Source organism: Bacillus sp. RB3, assembly GCF_030164735.1.
Taxonomy (GTDB): domain Bacteria; phylum Bacillota; class Bacilli; order Bacillales; family Bacillaceae_G; genus Bacillus_A; species Bacillus_A cereus.
Window position 1 is genome coordinate 1 of record NZ_JASNGE010000006.1, and the last position, 15,393, is coordinate 15,393.

Here is a 15,393-nt window from a genome sequence, read left to right on the forward strand (position 1 = left end):
GGTGTTCAAGGTAACACAGGTGCTACTGGTGCCACTGGACCTCAAGGTGTTCAAGGTAACACAGGTGCTACCGGCGCTACTGGACCTCAAGGTGCTCAAGGTAACACGGGCGCTACTGGCGCTACCGGTGCCACTGGGCCTCGAGGTAACACGGGCGCTACTGGCGCTACCGGTGCCACTGGGCCTCAAGGTAACACGGGCGCTACTGGCGCTACCGGTGCCACTGGGCCTCAAGGTAACACGGGTGCTACTGGTATAGGAGTTACCGGACCTACTGGACCTTCTGGCGGGCCTCCTGGACCTACTGGACCTCAGGGACCTCAAGGTAACACAGGTGCTACTGGTGCTACTGGACCTCAAGGCGCTCAAGGTAACACAGGTGCTACTGGTGCTACTGGACCTCAAGGTGTTCAAGGTAACACAGGTGCTACTGGTGCCACTGGACCTCAAGGTGTTCAAGGTAACACAGGTGCTACTGGCGCTACTGGACCTCAAGGCGCTCAAGGTAACACAGGTGCTACTGGACCTCAAGGTGTTCAAGGTAACACAGGTGCTACTGGTGCTACTGGACCTCAAGGTGTTCAAGGTAACACAGGCGCTACTGGACCTCAAGGTGCTCAAGGTAACACAGGTGCTACTGGCGCTACTGGACCTCAGGGACCTCAAGGTAACACGGGCGCTACTGGCATAGGAGTTACTGGACCTACTGGACCTTCTGGTGGACCTACCGGACCTACTGGGCCTACTGGGCCTACTGGACCTAGCTTCCCTATAGCAACAATTGTTGTAACAAACAATATTCAGCAAACAGTACTGCAATTTAATAATTTTATTTTTAGTACTGCAATTAACGTAAACAATATTATCTTCAACGGCACAGATACAGTTACTGTTATTAACGGTGGTATTTATGTAATTAGCGTATCCATTTCTACAACTGCGCCAGGATGCGCTCCACTCGGAGTAGGAATTTCAATTAATGGAGCAGTCGCAACTGATAATTTCTCTTCAAATTTAATAGGCGACTCACTTTCATTTACTACAATAGAAACATTAGCAGCTGGTGCAAGAATCTCTGTCCAATCTACACTTAATGAGATTACGATCCCTGCAACAGGAAATACTAACATCCGCCTTACTGTATTTAGAATCGCTTAAATTTCACTATATATTGTTTATGACAAATAAAAAAAGAGCGAGGAAACTCGCTCTTTTTTGTTATGTACAATAATTCATTACTATTCTAATTCAATTGAAACATTTTTTTGTGGTACAAATGTAGAAATTGCATGTTTATAAATAAGCTGTTGCTTACCTTCTGTTTCCAGCAGGACTGTAAAATTATCAAATCCTTTAATTAATCCACGAAGCTGGAAACCATTTAATAAGTACAGCGTAACAAACGTATTTTCTTTACGGAGTTGATTTAAAAACTGATCTTGAATATTGATTGATTGCTTCATGTCGAATCCTCCTCTTTTTCTCTACTTACTATTATTCGACTTTACTTGTAACTTTCCTTCTATGTATCGTAAAATTTCTGACGTTTTTTCACCGTTTGTAACATCAAACCACGTGACATCCATTTTATTACGGAACCACGTTAATTGACGCTTTGCATAACGACGCGAATTCGTCTTTAATTGTGATACCGCATCTTCTAAAGAAACTCGATTCTCAAAATAATCATAGATTTCTTTATATCCAATCGCTTGAATAGATTGACAATCTCGTATCCCTCTATTATACAGCCCTTCTACTTCCTCTAATAGGCCTTGTTCCATCATCAAATCCACTCGTAAGTTAATGCGATCGTATAGCATTTCTCGATCCATTGTCAAGCCAATTAATGAAACATCATAGAGTAACTCTTTTTCTTGTTTCTCAATTTGTTCACTCATTTTTTCACCCGACGTGTGGAAAATTTCTAACGCCCGAATGACACGTCGTACATTATTTGCGTGAATACGCTCCGCAATTTCTGGATCTACTTCTTGCAATTTTTTATGTACATATTCCACACCGCGTTCTAAAGCTAACTTTTCCATTTGCTCTCGGTATATCACATCACCAGCATCATCTGTAAACTGATAATCGAATAAAACAGATTGTATATAAAGACCGGTCCCACCAACTATAATTGGTAATTTACCACGTTCTGTAATTTCTCGAATATGCTTGCGAACACGTTCTTGAAATTCCGCGACAGAAAATGAATCTTCCGGATTTTTTATATCGATCATATAATGTGGAATTCCGTCCATCTCTGCTTTTGTTACCTTTGCAGTTCCAATATCCATCGTTCGATAGATCTGCATGGAATCACCACTAATAATTTCACCGTTCAACGCTTTGGCAAGATTGATACTTAAATTCGTCTTTCCAACAGCAGTTGGTCCAATGATGACAGCAACTTTTTCACGTTGCACTTCTCCCATATCATTCAACTCTCTTTATGTAATATACTCCATCTATTGATTATACCCAATCTTACCAATTTTAACGGCATGATTGCAAGTTCTTTCATTTCGGTACATGAAATTATACAGAAAAAAGAACATAGTTTGGCCAATTCTGCATATACATGATAAAAATAGTTTCGAGAGGATGAGTTAACTATGAAACAATCCACCATCAATTTTTCATCTTTGACAAAAGACCTCATTTTAGCTACTTCTATAAAAGAACAAAATTGTTCACAAGAGGAATTATACTTCGCCCTAAATTGTTTACTACGGGCTTTTCATTCTACCCTCCATGAAACAACATTACATCCAGAAAATAAAAATACAGAATATATACAAACGCAATTTTGCAGTGCATATAAAATTATTACAGGTAAAACTATTTATCCATTTCAATAATCCATAAAAAGCGGCTGCTTACATAATTTCAAGCAACCGCTTTTTATATTAATATCGATAACCTATTGTATAACTTTCACTTTTACAGATTTGCGCCCCCAGCTATTAGCACTACCATCTGAACCGACTAATACATCAATACGATTTCCTTTAATCGCACCACCAGTGTCTCCAGCAATCGCTTCTCCATATCCTTCTACCCATACTTTTGATCCAAGCGGAATTACTTTCGGATCAACAGCAATTACTTTCATATTTGGATTTGCTGTTAAATCATGCCCCATTGCAGTTAATACACGACCACCATACGAACCATTCTCACTCGGATCTGCTGTATATGCCGTCGCTTCTACTGTAATTTCACGACCACCAGTAGGCGCACTTGTTTCAGTAGATTTTGCAACTGGTTTTGCAGCCGGTTTTTCTTTTACCACAGGTTTACTTGATTCTACATTCTTAATAGAATCGTTACTCTTAACAGACTCTTTATTCTTAACTACTGTATTATTTTTAACCGGCGTATTTGTTCTAGCTGGCGCTTCTTCTTGAGCTACAACCTCTTTCTTTTCGATTACAGGGGCTGTTCCTGTTAAAAATGGCACGTGAACATATCCAACTTTTCCATTGTAGTCGAATTGTAACCATTCATTTTGAACTTGATTCGTCGTTTCAATCACATCATTTTTATTAAGTTTACCTAAAATTTCAGAATCAGTATTCGCTCCAGCACGAACATTTAATACGCCCGCCGTTACATAATATGTGCTCTTTGTAAAATCGGCACTTACAAACGCTTCCTTACCGTTCAACTTAATTTTTGTCCATCCATTTTCTGTATTTATAACATCTAGTGTATTCCCACTTAACACTTTACCTACAAGCTTTGACTCTACATTTGGGTTTTCTCTAACATTTAATACGTCTGTTGTTACAATTGTTTCCGCTTTAGCAGAACCCGCAAAAATCCCAAGACCAAAAACTGCTGCTGTTGCTATACCTAATAATTTTTTCATGAATAGCCTCCATTTGCTTTGTTTTCGTATTTTCATTATAGCAACAGATTTTTAGAATTTTTAGAAATCACACAATTACAAAGCATTCGTAATATACGATTAACGAGTTGTAACATAAATTTCCATATTAATAAAATGTATTTCTCATACAATCTCCAGTGGTTTTCATATATTTTTCATATACGAGCACAAGAACTTTTTTCCAGAAAAAATTACAGTGTTACTTTTTTGTTACAAAAAATTCACAATTCGTTACATCTTTTACCAAAAAACATCAATATTTAATTGTTAACCTATTTTTTTGTAATAAAAAGAGAGCAGCTACTAAAAGCTGCTCTCTTTTCATTTGTTATTGAACTTTCTTTTTCCAAACACCTAGCATAATAGCCGAGACAATCGTTCCAATTAATATAGAGAAAATATATAGTAACGGTTTATTTACTAACGCTATTACAAATAATCCACCATGCGGTGCTGGTAATGTAATTTGGAATAACATAGATAACGCACCTGCAATACTTGAACCAACAACACAACTTACGATTACTCGAACCGGATCTGCAGCTGCAAACGGAATCGCACCTTCTGTAATGAACGATGCTCCCATAATATAATTTGTTAAACCAGATTTACGTTCCGCTTCTGTAAACTTTGATTTAAAGAATGTAGTTGCAAATGCAATCGCAAGTGGCGGTACCATACCACCAGCCATAACTGCTGAGTGCACTCCAAAATTCTGTGCTTCTATTGCAGCAATACCAAACGTAAACGCCGCTTTATTAATTGGACCACCCATATCAATTGCCATCATACCACCTAAAATAAGACCTAGTAATATAGCATTCGTACCGTTTAAACCATTTAACCACCCTGTCAACATTTCATTTAATGCTACTACAGGCGGAATCACTGCTTTTTGCATTACAACTCCTGTAATCAATAATCCAAAGACTGGATATAACAAAACAGGTTTAATTCCTTCTAATTGTACTGGTAGTCCTGAAAATAATCTTTTCAACCCTAAAACAACATATCCAGCTAAGAAACCAGCAATTAATCCACCTAAAAAGCCAGCATTCGCATTCGCCGCTAAAAATCCACCTACAACACCAGGCATAAAACCAGGACGATCAGCAATAGAACTTGCAATAAATCCAGCTAAAATTGGTACAAGGAATAAAAACGCACCTGTTTTTCCTCCACCAATTGACATGAACAATTCAGCTAAAGGACCTTCCGCCTTTATACCACCAAACGAAAACGCTAGCGCTATTAAAATCCCGCCGCCAACAACGAACGGAAGCATATTACTTACGCCATTCATTAAATGCTTATAAATTCCTAATCCTTTTTCTTTTTCCGTACTTTCTGCCTTTCCATCTTCTTTTACATCTTTAAAGATTGGTGCATCTTGCTTTACAGCTCGATTAAGAAGTGTTTCCGTTTTTCTAATCCCATCAGCGACTGGTACTTGAATGACATGTTTACCAGCAAAACGATTCATTTCTACTTGTTTATCCGCCGCAACAATAATAGCTGTTGCACGTTCAATATCCTCTTTCGTTAAACCGTTTTTAATACCTGTCGATCCGTTTGTTTCAACTTTAATCGCTATTCCTAACTCTGTCGCTTTTGCTTTTAAGCTATCCGCTGCCATATATGTGTGAGCGATTCCAGTTGGACAAGCTGTAACAGCAAGTACGTACGGTTCATTTACTTCTGGTTTTGCGACTTCAATCTCTTCTTCTTTTTCATTCTCTTTTTCATCAAATAGTTGAAGAAGCTCACTTTCATCCTTTGCTTCTAATAGTTGCTTGCGAAATCCTTCATCCATTAATAATGTCGATAAACGAGACAACGTTTCTAAATGAGTATTATTCGCTCCTTCACTTGCAGCAATCATAAAGAATAAGTGTGCTGGCTGTCCGTCAAGCGACTCATAATTGATACCGCTTACACTTCTACCAAAACAAATCGATGGTTGTTTAACAGCCTTTGTCTTCGCATGAGGTATTGCAATACCTTCCCCTATTCCAGTCGTACTTTGGGACTCCCGCTTTAAAATAGCTTCTTTAAATTCCATTTTACTACTTAAACGATTTGCCCCATTTAATTTCTCAACTAATTCATCTATGACAGCTTCTTTATTTGAAGCCGTCAAATCCATAATGACTGTATCTCTTTTTAATAGTTCTGTAATTTTCATATGTTGCTTCCCCCTATCGCTTAGCTACAATTACTTGCGACAATAATTCTTCTACTTTTTCCTTCTTACATAAATCAGCTGAAAATGCTGTTGCACTCCCTGTTGCAACGCCGTATTGAAATGCCTTTTCAATATCTTTTGTCTGTTCATATTTGCCTACAAACCCTGCAACAAGAGAATCTCCGGCCCCAACTGAATTAATTACAACACCTTTTGGAACAGTCGCTTCATATATACCTTCTGCCGTAAATAATAAAGCTCCCTCTCCAGCCATCGATACGATAACGTGTTTTATACCTTGTTCAATTAATTTTCTTCCATAAGGTAAAACGTCCTCTACTGTTGAAAGCTCCACTCCAAACAACTCACCAAGTTCATGATGGTTTGGCTTAATTAAAAATGGCTTATTTTTAATTACATGCTGCAGTGCACTTCCACTCGCATCGACTACTACTCGAATACCTTTTTCAGCTCCGAGCGCTGCGATTGATTCATAAAAGGTAGTTGGGATAGATGCAGGTACACTTCCAGCTAGCACAACGCAATCTCCCTGCTTCATACTTTCGATTTGTTTCATTAATTGTTCAAATTGCTCATTTGTCACATTAGGACCTTGCCCATTTAATTCTGTCTCTTCTTGCCCTTTTATTTTCACATTAATTCGGGAATCTCCGTCTACTTGGATGAAGTTTGTCATTACGCCTTCCGCCTGTAATACACCTTTAATAAATTGACCGGTGAATCCACCAGTAAATCCAAGTGCTATATTTTCCACACCTAAACGATGGAGAACGCGAGAAACATTAATCCCTTTTCCTCCAGGAAACTTCATATCTTTCTCTGCTCGATTGACTGCGCCTAAATCAAAGGAATTAACTTGTACTACATAATCAATAGATGGGTTTAAAGTAACTGTATAGATCATTGTTTATCAGCCTCAATTACATTGGTTTGTCTTTTATATTTTTCTAAATCAATTTCTAAATGGTTTGTAATAATATTTGCTTCTTCAACATTTGCAATTTTCGCAAATGCAACTTCTGAAAACTTACTTTCATCAATTAAGAAATATCCTTCGTTTGCTAATGTTAATGCCATTTGTTTTAAGAGCGCTTCTTCTGGATCTGGCGTTGTAAAGCCAAGCTGTTCATGTACACCATTTGCACCTAAAAAACATTTATCAAAACGATACTTCTGCATACTTTCCTGTGCCATAGCACCGATTAAAGCTTTCGTCCTACTCTTCATCATTCCACCTAGTAAATACGCACGAATATTATTTTCAACTAAAGCTTCAATATGCATAAGTCCATTTGTAACGACAGTCACATCTTTATTTATTAAAAATGGAATCATTTCAAATGTTGTACTTCCTGCATCTAAATAAATACAATCACCTTGTTCAATAACGCTAGCCGCATAATTAGCAATTTGTTGTTTTATTTGAATGTTTTTGGATGATTTTTCAACCATCGTTGGTTCTTGCCCTTTTCCTGTTAAAACAGCGGCACCACCATGAACTCTTTTTAATAACCTTTGCTTTTCCAATTGTGCTAAATCACGGCGAATTGTCGACTCAGAGCTTTCTGTTCTTTCAACTAATTGCTGTAATTTTACAACTTTTTGTTCTTTTACAAGTTGCAATATCATTTGATGACGTTCAGGAGTTAACATTTTATTCACCTCTTCTTTGATTACAGTATAATGAAAACGGTCACAAAAATCAACCACAAACAATCAAAAATAATCAAAAACACCCATAAACATTTATAAACAGCAAAAAGAAACCTATTCGATTAAACAATCAAATAGGTTTCTTTTCTAAATTCACTTATAAAGAAGCTTTATATATACTTAAAACATCATCTTTATTTAATTTTTTAAAGTTACCAAATTCACCATACGCCATCGCTTTATTAGCCATTATATCAATTTCATTTTCTCCAATACCGTAATCAGCTAATGTTGCTGGCGCTTCAATTGAAGTCCAAAATTGACGCAGTGCCTTAATTCCTTCTAAAGCCACTTCTTTATCTGTTTTGCCATCTGTTTCTATATCAAATACACGAATAGCGAACTGTTTAAAACGACTTACATTTTCCTCTACAACATGTTTCATCCAGTTCGGGAATAAAATCGCAAGGCCACCCCCGTGTGGTATATCATGAACAGCAGAAACTGCATGCTCAATATTATGAGTCGCCCAATCTCCTTTTACTCCCATCGCTAAAATGCCGTTTAACGCCATAGTACCACAATATAAAATAGTTTCTCTATGCTCATAATTTTCTAAATCACTTAAAAGCTTAGGTGCTGTCTCAATTACTGTTTTTAAAACAGCTTCACAATAACGATCTTGTAGTTCTGTATTCGTTCCATGATGGAAATATTGTTCTAATACGTGCGACATAATATCTACCATACCGTAAATGGTTTGATCTTTCGGTACAGAAGTAGTATGAACTGGATCTAAAATTGAAAACTGCGGGAAAGTAACTGGGCTACCCCATCCATACTTTTCATTCGTTTCCCAGTTTGTAATTACCGAGCCTGCATTCATTTCAGATCCTGTTGCTGCAAGAGTAAGTACAGTACCAAATGGTAATGCCTCATTAGCAAATGTTTTTTTCGTTACAATATCCCATACATCTCCATCGTACTTACTACCAGCTGCAATTGCCTTCGTACAGTCGATCACACTTCCTCCACCAACTGCTAAAATAAATTCAACACCATTTTCTTTACAAATTTGAATCCCTTTCTTTACAGTTGATACACGTGGATTCGGTTCAACACCTGTCAATTCAAATACTTCTGCATTTATATCCTTTAAAATAGAAATTACATTATCATAAATACCGTTTCTTTTAATGCTGCCTCCCCCGTATACGAGAAGAACTTTTTTACCGAACTGTGGAATTTCAGTTTTTAACTGCTCTAATTGACCTTTACCGAAAATAAGTTTCGTTGGATTACGAAATACAAAATTTTGCATATTCCTTTACCATCCCTTCTATATGAAAAGCAACTATACTTTTGTATACCATATTTTTTTCATTTCACAAAAATATTTGCTTAATAAAAAAATCCCAGCCTACAGGCTGAGATTTTTTATTGGTAATACGGTGAGATCATTAAGTAAACAATAACACCAGATAAACTTACATATAACCAAATCGGCATCGTCCAACGTACAATTTTACGATGACGTGTTAATTGATTTGTAAAACCAAATACAAGTGCAAACAATGCAAGCGGTACAATAATTGCCGCCAGGATAATATGTGTAATTAAAATGATGAAATACACATATTTAATGAATCCTTCTCCGCCAAAATGTGTTGCTGGCGCTAAGTAATGATAAGATAAATAAGAAACACAAAATAGCAACGTCGTTGTAAATGCTGCCAGGATGAAACCACGGTGCATTTTCACATTCTTCTTAATAATAGAGTATAGAGCTGCTAATAAGAATACGAACGTAAAGCTATTAAAAATTGCATTTAACATTGGTAAAATTGTTACATCAAAATGTAATTCTCCTTCATAGCCAACAGGTCCAAAGAACAAAAATAAAATAATCGCATTTACAATTACAGAAAGCGTTATCACAATAGGAGCATAGCTTTTCTGATTTGTTGATTGATCCACCAAAATGGTCACTCCCTCTTCCTTCAAATATGTATACGTAACCTCACTATTTTAACATACTATTCACAGTGTAAATGTGACAATAGTTTGACACAGCAAGATAAGACAAAGAAAAAATCCTTCTTAATAAAACTTCTTAAGAAGGATTTTATCGCTTTATTATTCAAATAGCAACGCGATTAGTTTTTGTTAAAAAATGTATCGCTATATGCTTGAAAAATTTCAGACACTTGATATCCCATTAAAGAAATTGCTGTTAATGAAAAGAAACCAATCATAAGAAATCGAAACCACATATAAATCTCCTCCTTGTATTTAGCTTAAAAAACATTCGCTATATTACAAGTTGAGTGGCACTCTTCATCGTCACTTTCCTTTTTCCTTACAATTGCTGTAATAAATCGAATCATAAAGAAAATAACAAAAGGAATTTGTTCGTAATTCACATTGGCATAGTTTAGCAACGGCTCGCGCTGCATATCGAACGGGGATGAGAAGGAATAGAACATACCTTGCTCTTCCATATATACAATTACAATTTTCATGCAAAATACGATTCCTAGAAACGAAACAATATCTTGCCATTCTGTCGTATATAACAGGTTATACAGCTCTAATACGTACTCTTCCATTATCATCCCCCCCTTCCTTTTTTACCATTTTGCTCGCCTTCGTATAAAAAGTCAAGAAAAAAGTTTATATCCACTATGACAATAGTAATTACTTGTTTCTATGATTATATATGATTCTTTTATAGCAATGACTGGGTGTAACTCTCTTCGAAAATTAGAAAATTAGAAAATTAGAATCGAACAGATTCCTCATTCTTACTTTTAGGATTCAAAACTGTGCTATTTTTATTTCTATTAAAAATAAAATAAGAAAGTATGATAAGAACAGTAACAAACATTGTTAAAAGTGCTTGTGAACGTAAAGTATCAATTGCGAACATCGCAACTAAAACTGCTATAATAGCAACAATTGTAACATACGTTACATACGGAAAAAGCCACATTTTCACTTTCAAATTTTGTTGTTCCACTTTCCCCATTTTTTTACGCATCTTTAAATGCGAAACTGCAATAACGAGATAAACTAGTAACGCAATCCCGCCAGATGCATTCACTAAAAACAAAAAGACTTTATCTGGAGAAATGTAACTAAACACAACGCCAATATAAGCGAAGAAAGTTCCAAATAAAACGGCCCGAACTGGAACACCACTACTGTTCAATTTCAAAAACGCCTTTGGAGCATCTCCTCTTTCTGCCATCGAAAAAAGCATTCTTGAGTTTGTATATAAACCCGAATTTAAACAAGAGAGTACAGCTGTTAAAACGATAAAATTCATAATTTGTGCCGCAGCTGGTATTCCTATATGTTCCAATACAGCTACAAATGGACTTTTTAATATGTTTGCTGAATTCCATGGCAGTAGCGTAACAACTACCGCTATAGACCCAATAAAAAATACAAGAATACGCCAAATCACACTGTTTGTTGCTGTTTTTACTGCTTTTACAGGTTCTGCAGATTCACCTGCGGCTACCGCTACAATTTCTGATCCCATAAATGAAAATATAACGACAGTAATTCCAAGCAGTACCGAACTTATACCGTTTGGCATAAATCCACCTTGTCCAATTAAATTCGAAGTGCCGGGTGCTTCTGTTCCTGGAATAAATCCTAAAATAACAGCAAGACCTAGACAAAGGAACAAAACAATACTTATTACTTTAATAAAAGAAAACCAATATTCAAACTCTCCAAATGATTTCACCGAAAAAACGTTCGTCAGCGTTAATAAAATTGTTAATATTAAACTTAATAACCAAAGCGGTATTTGTGGAATCCAATATTGGATAATACCAGCACCTGCTGTGGCTTCTATTGCAATAACAATTACCCAAAAAAACCAGTATAACCAGCCTATTGTATAACCCGCCCAAGGACCAATCGCTTCTCTTGCATACGTTGCAAATGAACCACTTGTCGGATTAACAGCTGCCATTTCTCCTAGCATTCTCATGACGAAAATGACTAGAAGTCCTGCTAATGCATATGAAACGATAGAACCTGGTCCTGCCGAATGTACAACTGCACCACTTCCAACAAACAAACCAGCCCCTATTACACCGCCAATTGAAATCATTGTAATGTGGCGTATTTTGAGGTCTTTCTTTAGATTTTTATCCAAATCTTGTACATCCCCTTCCAAACTAAATTTTGAAATTTATGTAAGAGTACTGTGCGAAAGATTTTGTCCTATACTTTAAAATATATCAAAATATTCTGAATTCAACAATTAAAATTCAACCTCCTTCAAAAATTATTACATTAGGTTTAATACTTTCCCATACACAATTGTTGAGAAAATTATAGTCCCTTTACAAAAGAAAGAATTTTCAGATATTATTAAATAAACAAGATTATACATCTAGACAACTTTTTGTATAGGAGTGTTGATATGTTAAACAAGTTCAAATTTTTTTGTTGTATTTTAGTAATGTTCTTACTTCTACCGTTATCCCCTTTCCAAGCACAAGCAGCAAACAATTTAGGTTCAAAATTACTCGTTGGATACTGGCATAATTTTGATAACGGTACTGGCATTATTAAATTAAAAGACGTTTCACCAAAATGGGATGTAATCAATGTATCTTTTGGTGAAACTGGTGGTGATCGTTCCACTGTTGAATTTTCTCCTGTGTATGGTACAGATGCAGAATTCAAATCAGATATTTCTTATTTAAAAAGTAAAGGAAAGAAAGTAGTTCTTTCAATAGGTGGACAAAATGGGGTCGTTTTACTTCCTGACAATGCCGCTAAGGATCGTTTTATTAATTCCATACAATCTCTGATCGATAAATACGGTTTTGACGGAATAGATATTGACCTTGAATCAGGTATTTACTTAAACGGAAATGACACTAACTTCAAAAACCCAACTACCCCTCAAATCGTAAATCTTATTTCAGCTATTCGAACAATCTCAGATCATTATGGTCCAGATTTTCTATTAAGCATGGCCCCTGAAACAGCTTATGTTCAAGGCGGATATAGCGCATATGGAAGCATATGGGGTGCATATTTACCAATTATTTACGGAGTGAAAGATAAACTAACATACATTCACGTTCAACACTACAACGCTGGTAGCGGGATTGGAATGGACGGTAATAACTACAATCAAGGTACTGCAGACTACGAGGTCGCTATGGCAGATATGCTCTTACATGGTTTTCCTGTAGGTGGTAATGCAAATAACATTTTCCCAGCTCTTCGTTCAGATCAAGTCATGATTGGGCTTCCAGCAGCACCAGCGGCAGCTCCAAGTGGTGGATACATTTCGCCAACTGAAATGAAAAAAGCTTTAAATTATATCATTAAAGGAGTTCCATTCGGAGGAAAGTATAAACTTTCTAACCAGAGTGGCTATCCTGCATTCCGCGGCCTAATGTCTTGGTCTATTAATTGGGATGCAAAAAACAACTTTGAATTCTCTAGTAACTATAGAACATATTTTGATGGTCTTTCCTTGCAAAAATAACAAAGTAAAACTATAATTAGCCCTCATCAATCGGACATTTATGGGCAATCAATGCAGGATAAAAACAACAATAGGTCCCTTTATAGGTCCTATTGTTGTTTTTTACTTATGAAAATTACTTTGTCACATCTAAAGTTTTAAGAAACTCTTTTCCATCGACCAACATCGCACGTTCCTTGGAATCATATTGTTAAATATTCTAGTTACTATTTTGCTTCAACACAAAAATTGAAAGTTCAGGTACACTACAAAATCTAACAGGCATCCTAGTAGTCCCAATGCCACGATTTACATATAAATATAACGGCTTACTCTTCCCCTCTACTTCATACATACCTTCAACGTAGTGCTCAGCTAGTTTGGTAGTAATTAACGGACCTACAAAAGGAATTTGGACTTGTCCTCCGTGACTATGTCCTGACAGTTGAAGATCAACTGGGTAACGATTTATTTTGGTTACAACATCCGGCTCATGTACTAATAACATGTTGAAATCATTTTGTTTCAAGTTTTTTAAAGTTGAATCTATTTGCGGCTTCCCTAATAGAAAATCATCCAAACCTGATATTATAATATATTTGCCGTTTTCCACTTTAATTTTCTGCACTTCATTTACTAATACAGAAAAACCAGCTTCTTCCATATATTTTTTGTAAAATAAACTACCGCCCCCGCCCCTATCATGATTCCCAAACACAGCATATTTCCCTAAGGGAGCGTAAATTTTCTGCAAAATAACCTTCGCTTCTTCTCTTTCCGCACTATAAGACCCAAATTTATCTATTAAATCTCCGGTAAAAACTACTATATCTGGATGTAATTCATTCATCTTCTCCACTAAATGTTCAAGTTGTTTCAGTGTAAACTCTGGTCCTAAATGTACATCTGAAAACTGCAATATTTTTTTATTATTAAACTCTTTAGGAATTGTAGAAGCTTCTATTTCATTCCACGTAACTGTTACTAGTTTTCGTTCTATTTCTGTCGCATAATAATACAAACTTACTGGTATCATTAATATACTTATAAAACTAATAATAAATATCTTTACGATTGATTTTTTTCGTTCTTTTTTTACATGATTCGTATTCATGTTTTCACCTCTATAAACACTTTAAATCCTTATTGTTACATTCATGTGACAACATGAACAATGTTATCAATATGTAATTCCCTCTCTATTCACTTTGACAATTTTATACAGAAGTCATAACATATTTTTATAATACATAGATTTTCGAAATTTTTTCTATTCATTCCATCATTTTATTACGGAGGGGTTATTCATGTCTGTATTTACACCAGAAGAAATTACGGAACTTGCTGCTAATTCCGGAAGAAAAAAAGCTCATTTATCATTACTCCCTATGTTAATTCTCGGTTTTTTTGGCGGTGCTTTTATAGCATTAGGGTATTTACTCGATATTCATGTTATTGGAACAATGCCAAAGGCTTGGGGATCATTTACTAGTTTTCTAGGCGCTGCTGTATTCCCTATTGGCCTTATTCTCGTTATTCTTGCAGGCGGTGAACTAGTAACTGGTAACATGATGACAGTTTCTATGGCCTGGCTTCAAAAGAAAATTACTTTATTTTATTTCATACGAAATTTAGTTATTGTTACATTTAGCAATTTCATAGGGGCTGTATTTGTAGCCTACTTTTTCGGTCATATCGTTGGCTTAACTGAAGGAGCTTTTTTAGCAAAAACTATTTCTATCGCTCAAGCGAAACTACAAGATACACCATTGCAAGCATTTATTTCTGCAATCGGATGTAATTGGCTCGTTTGTTTAGCTGTTTGGCTCAGTATGGGAAGTAAAGAATTTATCGGAAAGATTATCGGTATTTGGTTCCCGGTTATGACTTTTGTTGCGATTGGATTTCAACACGTTGTAGCCAATATGTTTGTCATCCCAGCCGCCATTTTTGCCGGTCATTTCACTTGGGCTGAATATTTTCCAAACTTTATTTTTGTTTTCTTTGGAAATTTAGTAGGAGGTATGTTATTTGTAGCACTACCTTACTTCATATCTTATAATAAGAAACTACCTGCTCATCAAGAGAAGACTGAAATGAAGAACAAATCTCTGTCCGCTTAAATGGAAT

At 36.0% G+C, this 15,393-nt stretch carries 15 protein-coding genes; 4 read left to right on the forward strand and 11 right to left on the reverse strand.

The annotated features are described in order from the left end of the window. A partial coding sequence (locus tag QO049_RS10355; RefSeq protein WP_284489269.1) for a Gly-Xaa-Xaa repeat protein occupies nucleotides 1-1,158 on the forward strand: 1,158 nt, incomplete at its 5' end. An 80-nt stretch (nucleotides 1,159-1,238) separates the two neighbouring features. Here QO049_RS10355 and hfq read toward each other — a convergent pair. Together hfq and miaA are read right to left on the reverse strand one after the other, a co-directional pair. Next, nucleotides 1,239-1,463: an RNA chaperone Hfq gene (hfq, locus tag QO049_RS10360; RefSeq protein WP_000813896.1), complete on the reverse strand. Its 225-nt coding sequence runs from the start codon at nucleotides 1,461-1,463 to the stop codon at nucleotides 1,239-1,241. 21 nt (nucleotides 1,464-1,484) lie between these two features. Then, the gene (miaA, locus tag QO049_RS10365; RefSeq protein WP_246960967.1) at nucleotides 1,485-2,438 is read right to left on the reverse strand and encodes a tRNA (adenosine(37)-N6)-dimethylallyltransferase MiaA; all 954 of its coding nucleotides are present in this window, start codon (nucleotides 2,436-2,438) and stop codon (nucleotides 1,485-1,487) included. A gap of 180 nt (nucleotides 2,439-2,618) precedes the next feature. Here miaA and QO049_RS10370 point away from each other — a divergent pair, with 180 nt between their 5' ends. Beyond that, on the forward strand, nucleotides 2,619-2,864 hold the full coding sequence (locus QO049_RS10370; protein ID WP_000814426.1) for a hypothetical protein: 246 nt from the start codon (nucleotides 2,619-2,621) through the stop codon (nucleotides 2,862-2,864). Between the two features lie 62 nt (nucleotides 2,865-2,926). Here the strand turns inward: QO049_RS10370 and entD are convergent, their stop codons facing one another. From entD to gabP, 8 genes are all read right to left on the reverse strand, one after another. Next, the gene (gene entD / locus QO049_RS10375; protein WP_000734613.1) at nucleotides 2,927-3,877 is read right to left on the reverse strand and encodes a cell wall-binding protein EntD; all 951 of its coding nucleotides are present in this window, start codon (nucleotides 3,875-3,877) and stop codon (nucleotides 2,927-2,929) included. Between the two features lie 349 nt (nucleotides 3,878-4,226). Then, on the reverse strand, nucleotides 4,227-6,083 hold the full coding sequence (locus tag QO049_RS10380; RefSeq protein WP_246960970.1) for a PTS fructose transporter subunit IIABC: 1,857 nt from the start codon (nucleotides 6,081-6,083) through the stop codon (nucleotides 4,227-4,229). Nucleotides 6,084-6,096: 13 nt separating this feature from the next. Next, nucleotides 6,097-7,008 carry a 1-phosphofructokinase gene (gene pfkB / locus QO049_RS10385; protein ID WP_000640830.1) on the reverse strand — a complete coding sequence of 304 codons (912 nt, stop codon included), beginning with the start codon at nucleotides 7,006-7,008 and terminating at the stop codon, nucleotides 6,097-6,099. Next, nucleotides 7,005-7,757, reverse strand: a complete 753-nt coding sequence (locus QO049_RS10390) for a DeoR/GlpR family DNA-binding transcription regulator (RefSeq protein WP_000957286.1) — start codon at nucleotides 7,755-7,757, stop codon at nucleotides 7,005-7,007. The genes pfkB and QO049_RS10390 overlap by 4 nt, the downstream gene beginning before the upstream one ends. 157 nt (nucleotides 7,758-7,914) lie before the next feature. Beyond that, a complete protein-coding gene (locus tag QO049_RS10395) occupies nucleotides 7,915-9,078 on the reverse strand; it encodes an iron-containing alcohol dehydrogenase (RefSeq protein WP_001179092.1) in 1,164 nt (387 codons plus the stop codon). Between the two features lie 116 nt (nucleotides 9,079-9,194). Further along, nucleotides 9,195-9,737: a DUF420 domain-containing protein gene (locus QO049_RS10400; protein WP_000228314.1), complete on the reverse strand. Its 543-nt coding sequence runs from the start codon at nucleotides 9,735-9,737 to the stop codon at nucleotides 9,195-9,197. 317 nt (nucleotides 9,738-10,054) lie between these two features. Then, complete coding sequence (locus QO049_RS10405; RefSeq protein ID WP_103595474.1) at nucleotides 10,055-10,372, reverse strand: hypothetical protein; 318 nt, start codon at nucleotides 10,370-10,372, stop codon at nucleotides 10,055-10,057. Between the two features lie 164 nt (nucleotides 10,373-10,536). After that, a complete protein-coding gene (gabP, locus tag QO049_RS10410; protein ID WP_246960972.1) occupies nucleotides 10,537-11,931 on the reverse strand; it encodes a GABA permease in 1,395 nt (464 codons plus the stop codon). Nucleotides 11,932-12,201: 270 nt separating this feature from the next. Between gabP and QO049_RS10415 the strand changes: the two genes are divergently transcribed. Beyond that, a complete protein-coding gene (locus QO049_RS10415) occupies nucleotides 12,202-13,284 on the forward strand; it encodes a chitinase (RefSeq protein ID WP_000932440.1) in 1,083 nt (360 codons plus the stop codon). 199 nt (nucleotides 13,285-13,483) lie between these two features. Here QO049_RS10415 and QO049_RS10420 read toward each other — a convergent pair whose 3' ends face one another. Continuing rightward, nucleotides 13,484-14,377: a metallophosphoesterase gene (locus QO049_RS10420; protein ID WP_001095345.1), complete on the reverse strand. Its 894-nt coding sequence runs from the start codon at nucleotides 14,375-14,377 to the stop codon at nucleotides 13,484-13,486. 193 nt (nucleotides 14,378-14,570) lie between these two features. On the opposite strand from QO049_RS10420, the gene QO049_RS10425 reads away from it, so the two are divergent. Further along, nucleotides 14,571-15,386: a formate/nitrite transporter family protein gene (locus QO049_RS10425; RefSeq protein WP_000110530.1), complete on the forward strand. Its 816-nt coding sequence runs from the start codon at nucleotides 14,571-14,573 to the stop codon at nucleotides 15,384-15,386. Nucleotides 15,387-15,393 lie beyond the last annotated feature (7 nt).

Excerpts from the sequence above, each read along its gene's own strand:
- QO049_RS10370 (WP_000814426.1), top strand. The coding sequence starts at position 2,619 with ATGAAACAATCCACCATCAATTTTTCATCTTTGACAAAAGACCTCATT.
- QO049_RS10425 (WP_000110530.1), top strand. The coding sequence starts at position 14,571 with ATGTCTGTATTTACACCAGAAGAAATTACGGAACTTGCTGCTAATTCC.
- pfkB (WP_000640830.1), bottom strand. The coding sequence starts at position 7,008 with ATGATCTATACAGTTACTTTAAACCCATCTATTGATTATGTAGTACAA.
- QO049_RS10380 (WP_246960970.1), bottom strand. The coding sequence starts at position 6,083 with ATGAAAATTACAGAACTATTAAAAAGAGATACAGTCATTATGGATTTG.
- QO049_RS10420 (WP_001095345.1), bottom strand. The coding sequence starts at position 14,377 with ATGAATACGAATCATGTAAAAAAAGAACGAAAAAAATCAATCGTAAAG.
- QO049_RS10390 (WP_000957286.1), bottom strand. The coding sequence starts at position 7,757 with ATGTTAACTCCTGAACGTCATCAAATGATATTGCAACTTGTAAAAGAA.
- QO049_RS10395 (WP_001179092.1), bottom strand. The coding sequence starts at position 9,078 with ATGCAAAATTTTGTATTTCGTAATCCAACGAAACTTATTTTCGGTAAA.
- miaA (WP_246960967.1), bottom strand. The coding sequence starts at position 2,438 with ATGGGAGAAGTGCAACGTGAAAAAGTTGCTGTCATCATTGGACCAACT.
- entD (WP_000734613.1), bottom strand. The coding sequence starts at position 3,877 with ATGAAAAAATTATTAGGTATAGCAACAGCAGCAGTTTTTGGTCTTGGG.
- QO049_RS10415 (WP_000932440.1), top strand. The coding sequence starts at position 12,202 with ATGTTAAACAAGTTCAAATTTTTTTGTTGTATTTTAGTAATGTTCTTA.
- QO049_RS10405 (WP_103595474.1), bottom strand. The coding sequence starts at position 10,372 with ATGATAATGGAAGAGTACGTATTAGAGCTGTATAACCTGTTATATACG.
- hfq (WP_000813896.1), bottom strand. The coding sequence starts at position 1,463 with ATGAAGCAATCAATCAATATTCAAGATCAGTTTTTAAATCAACTCCGT.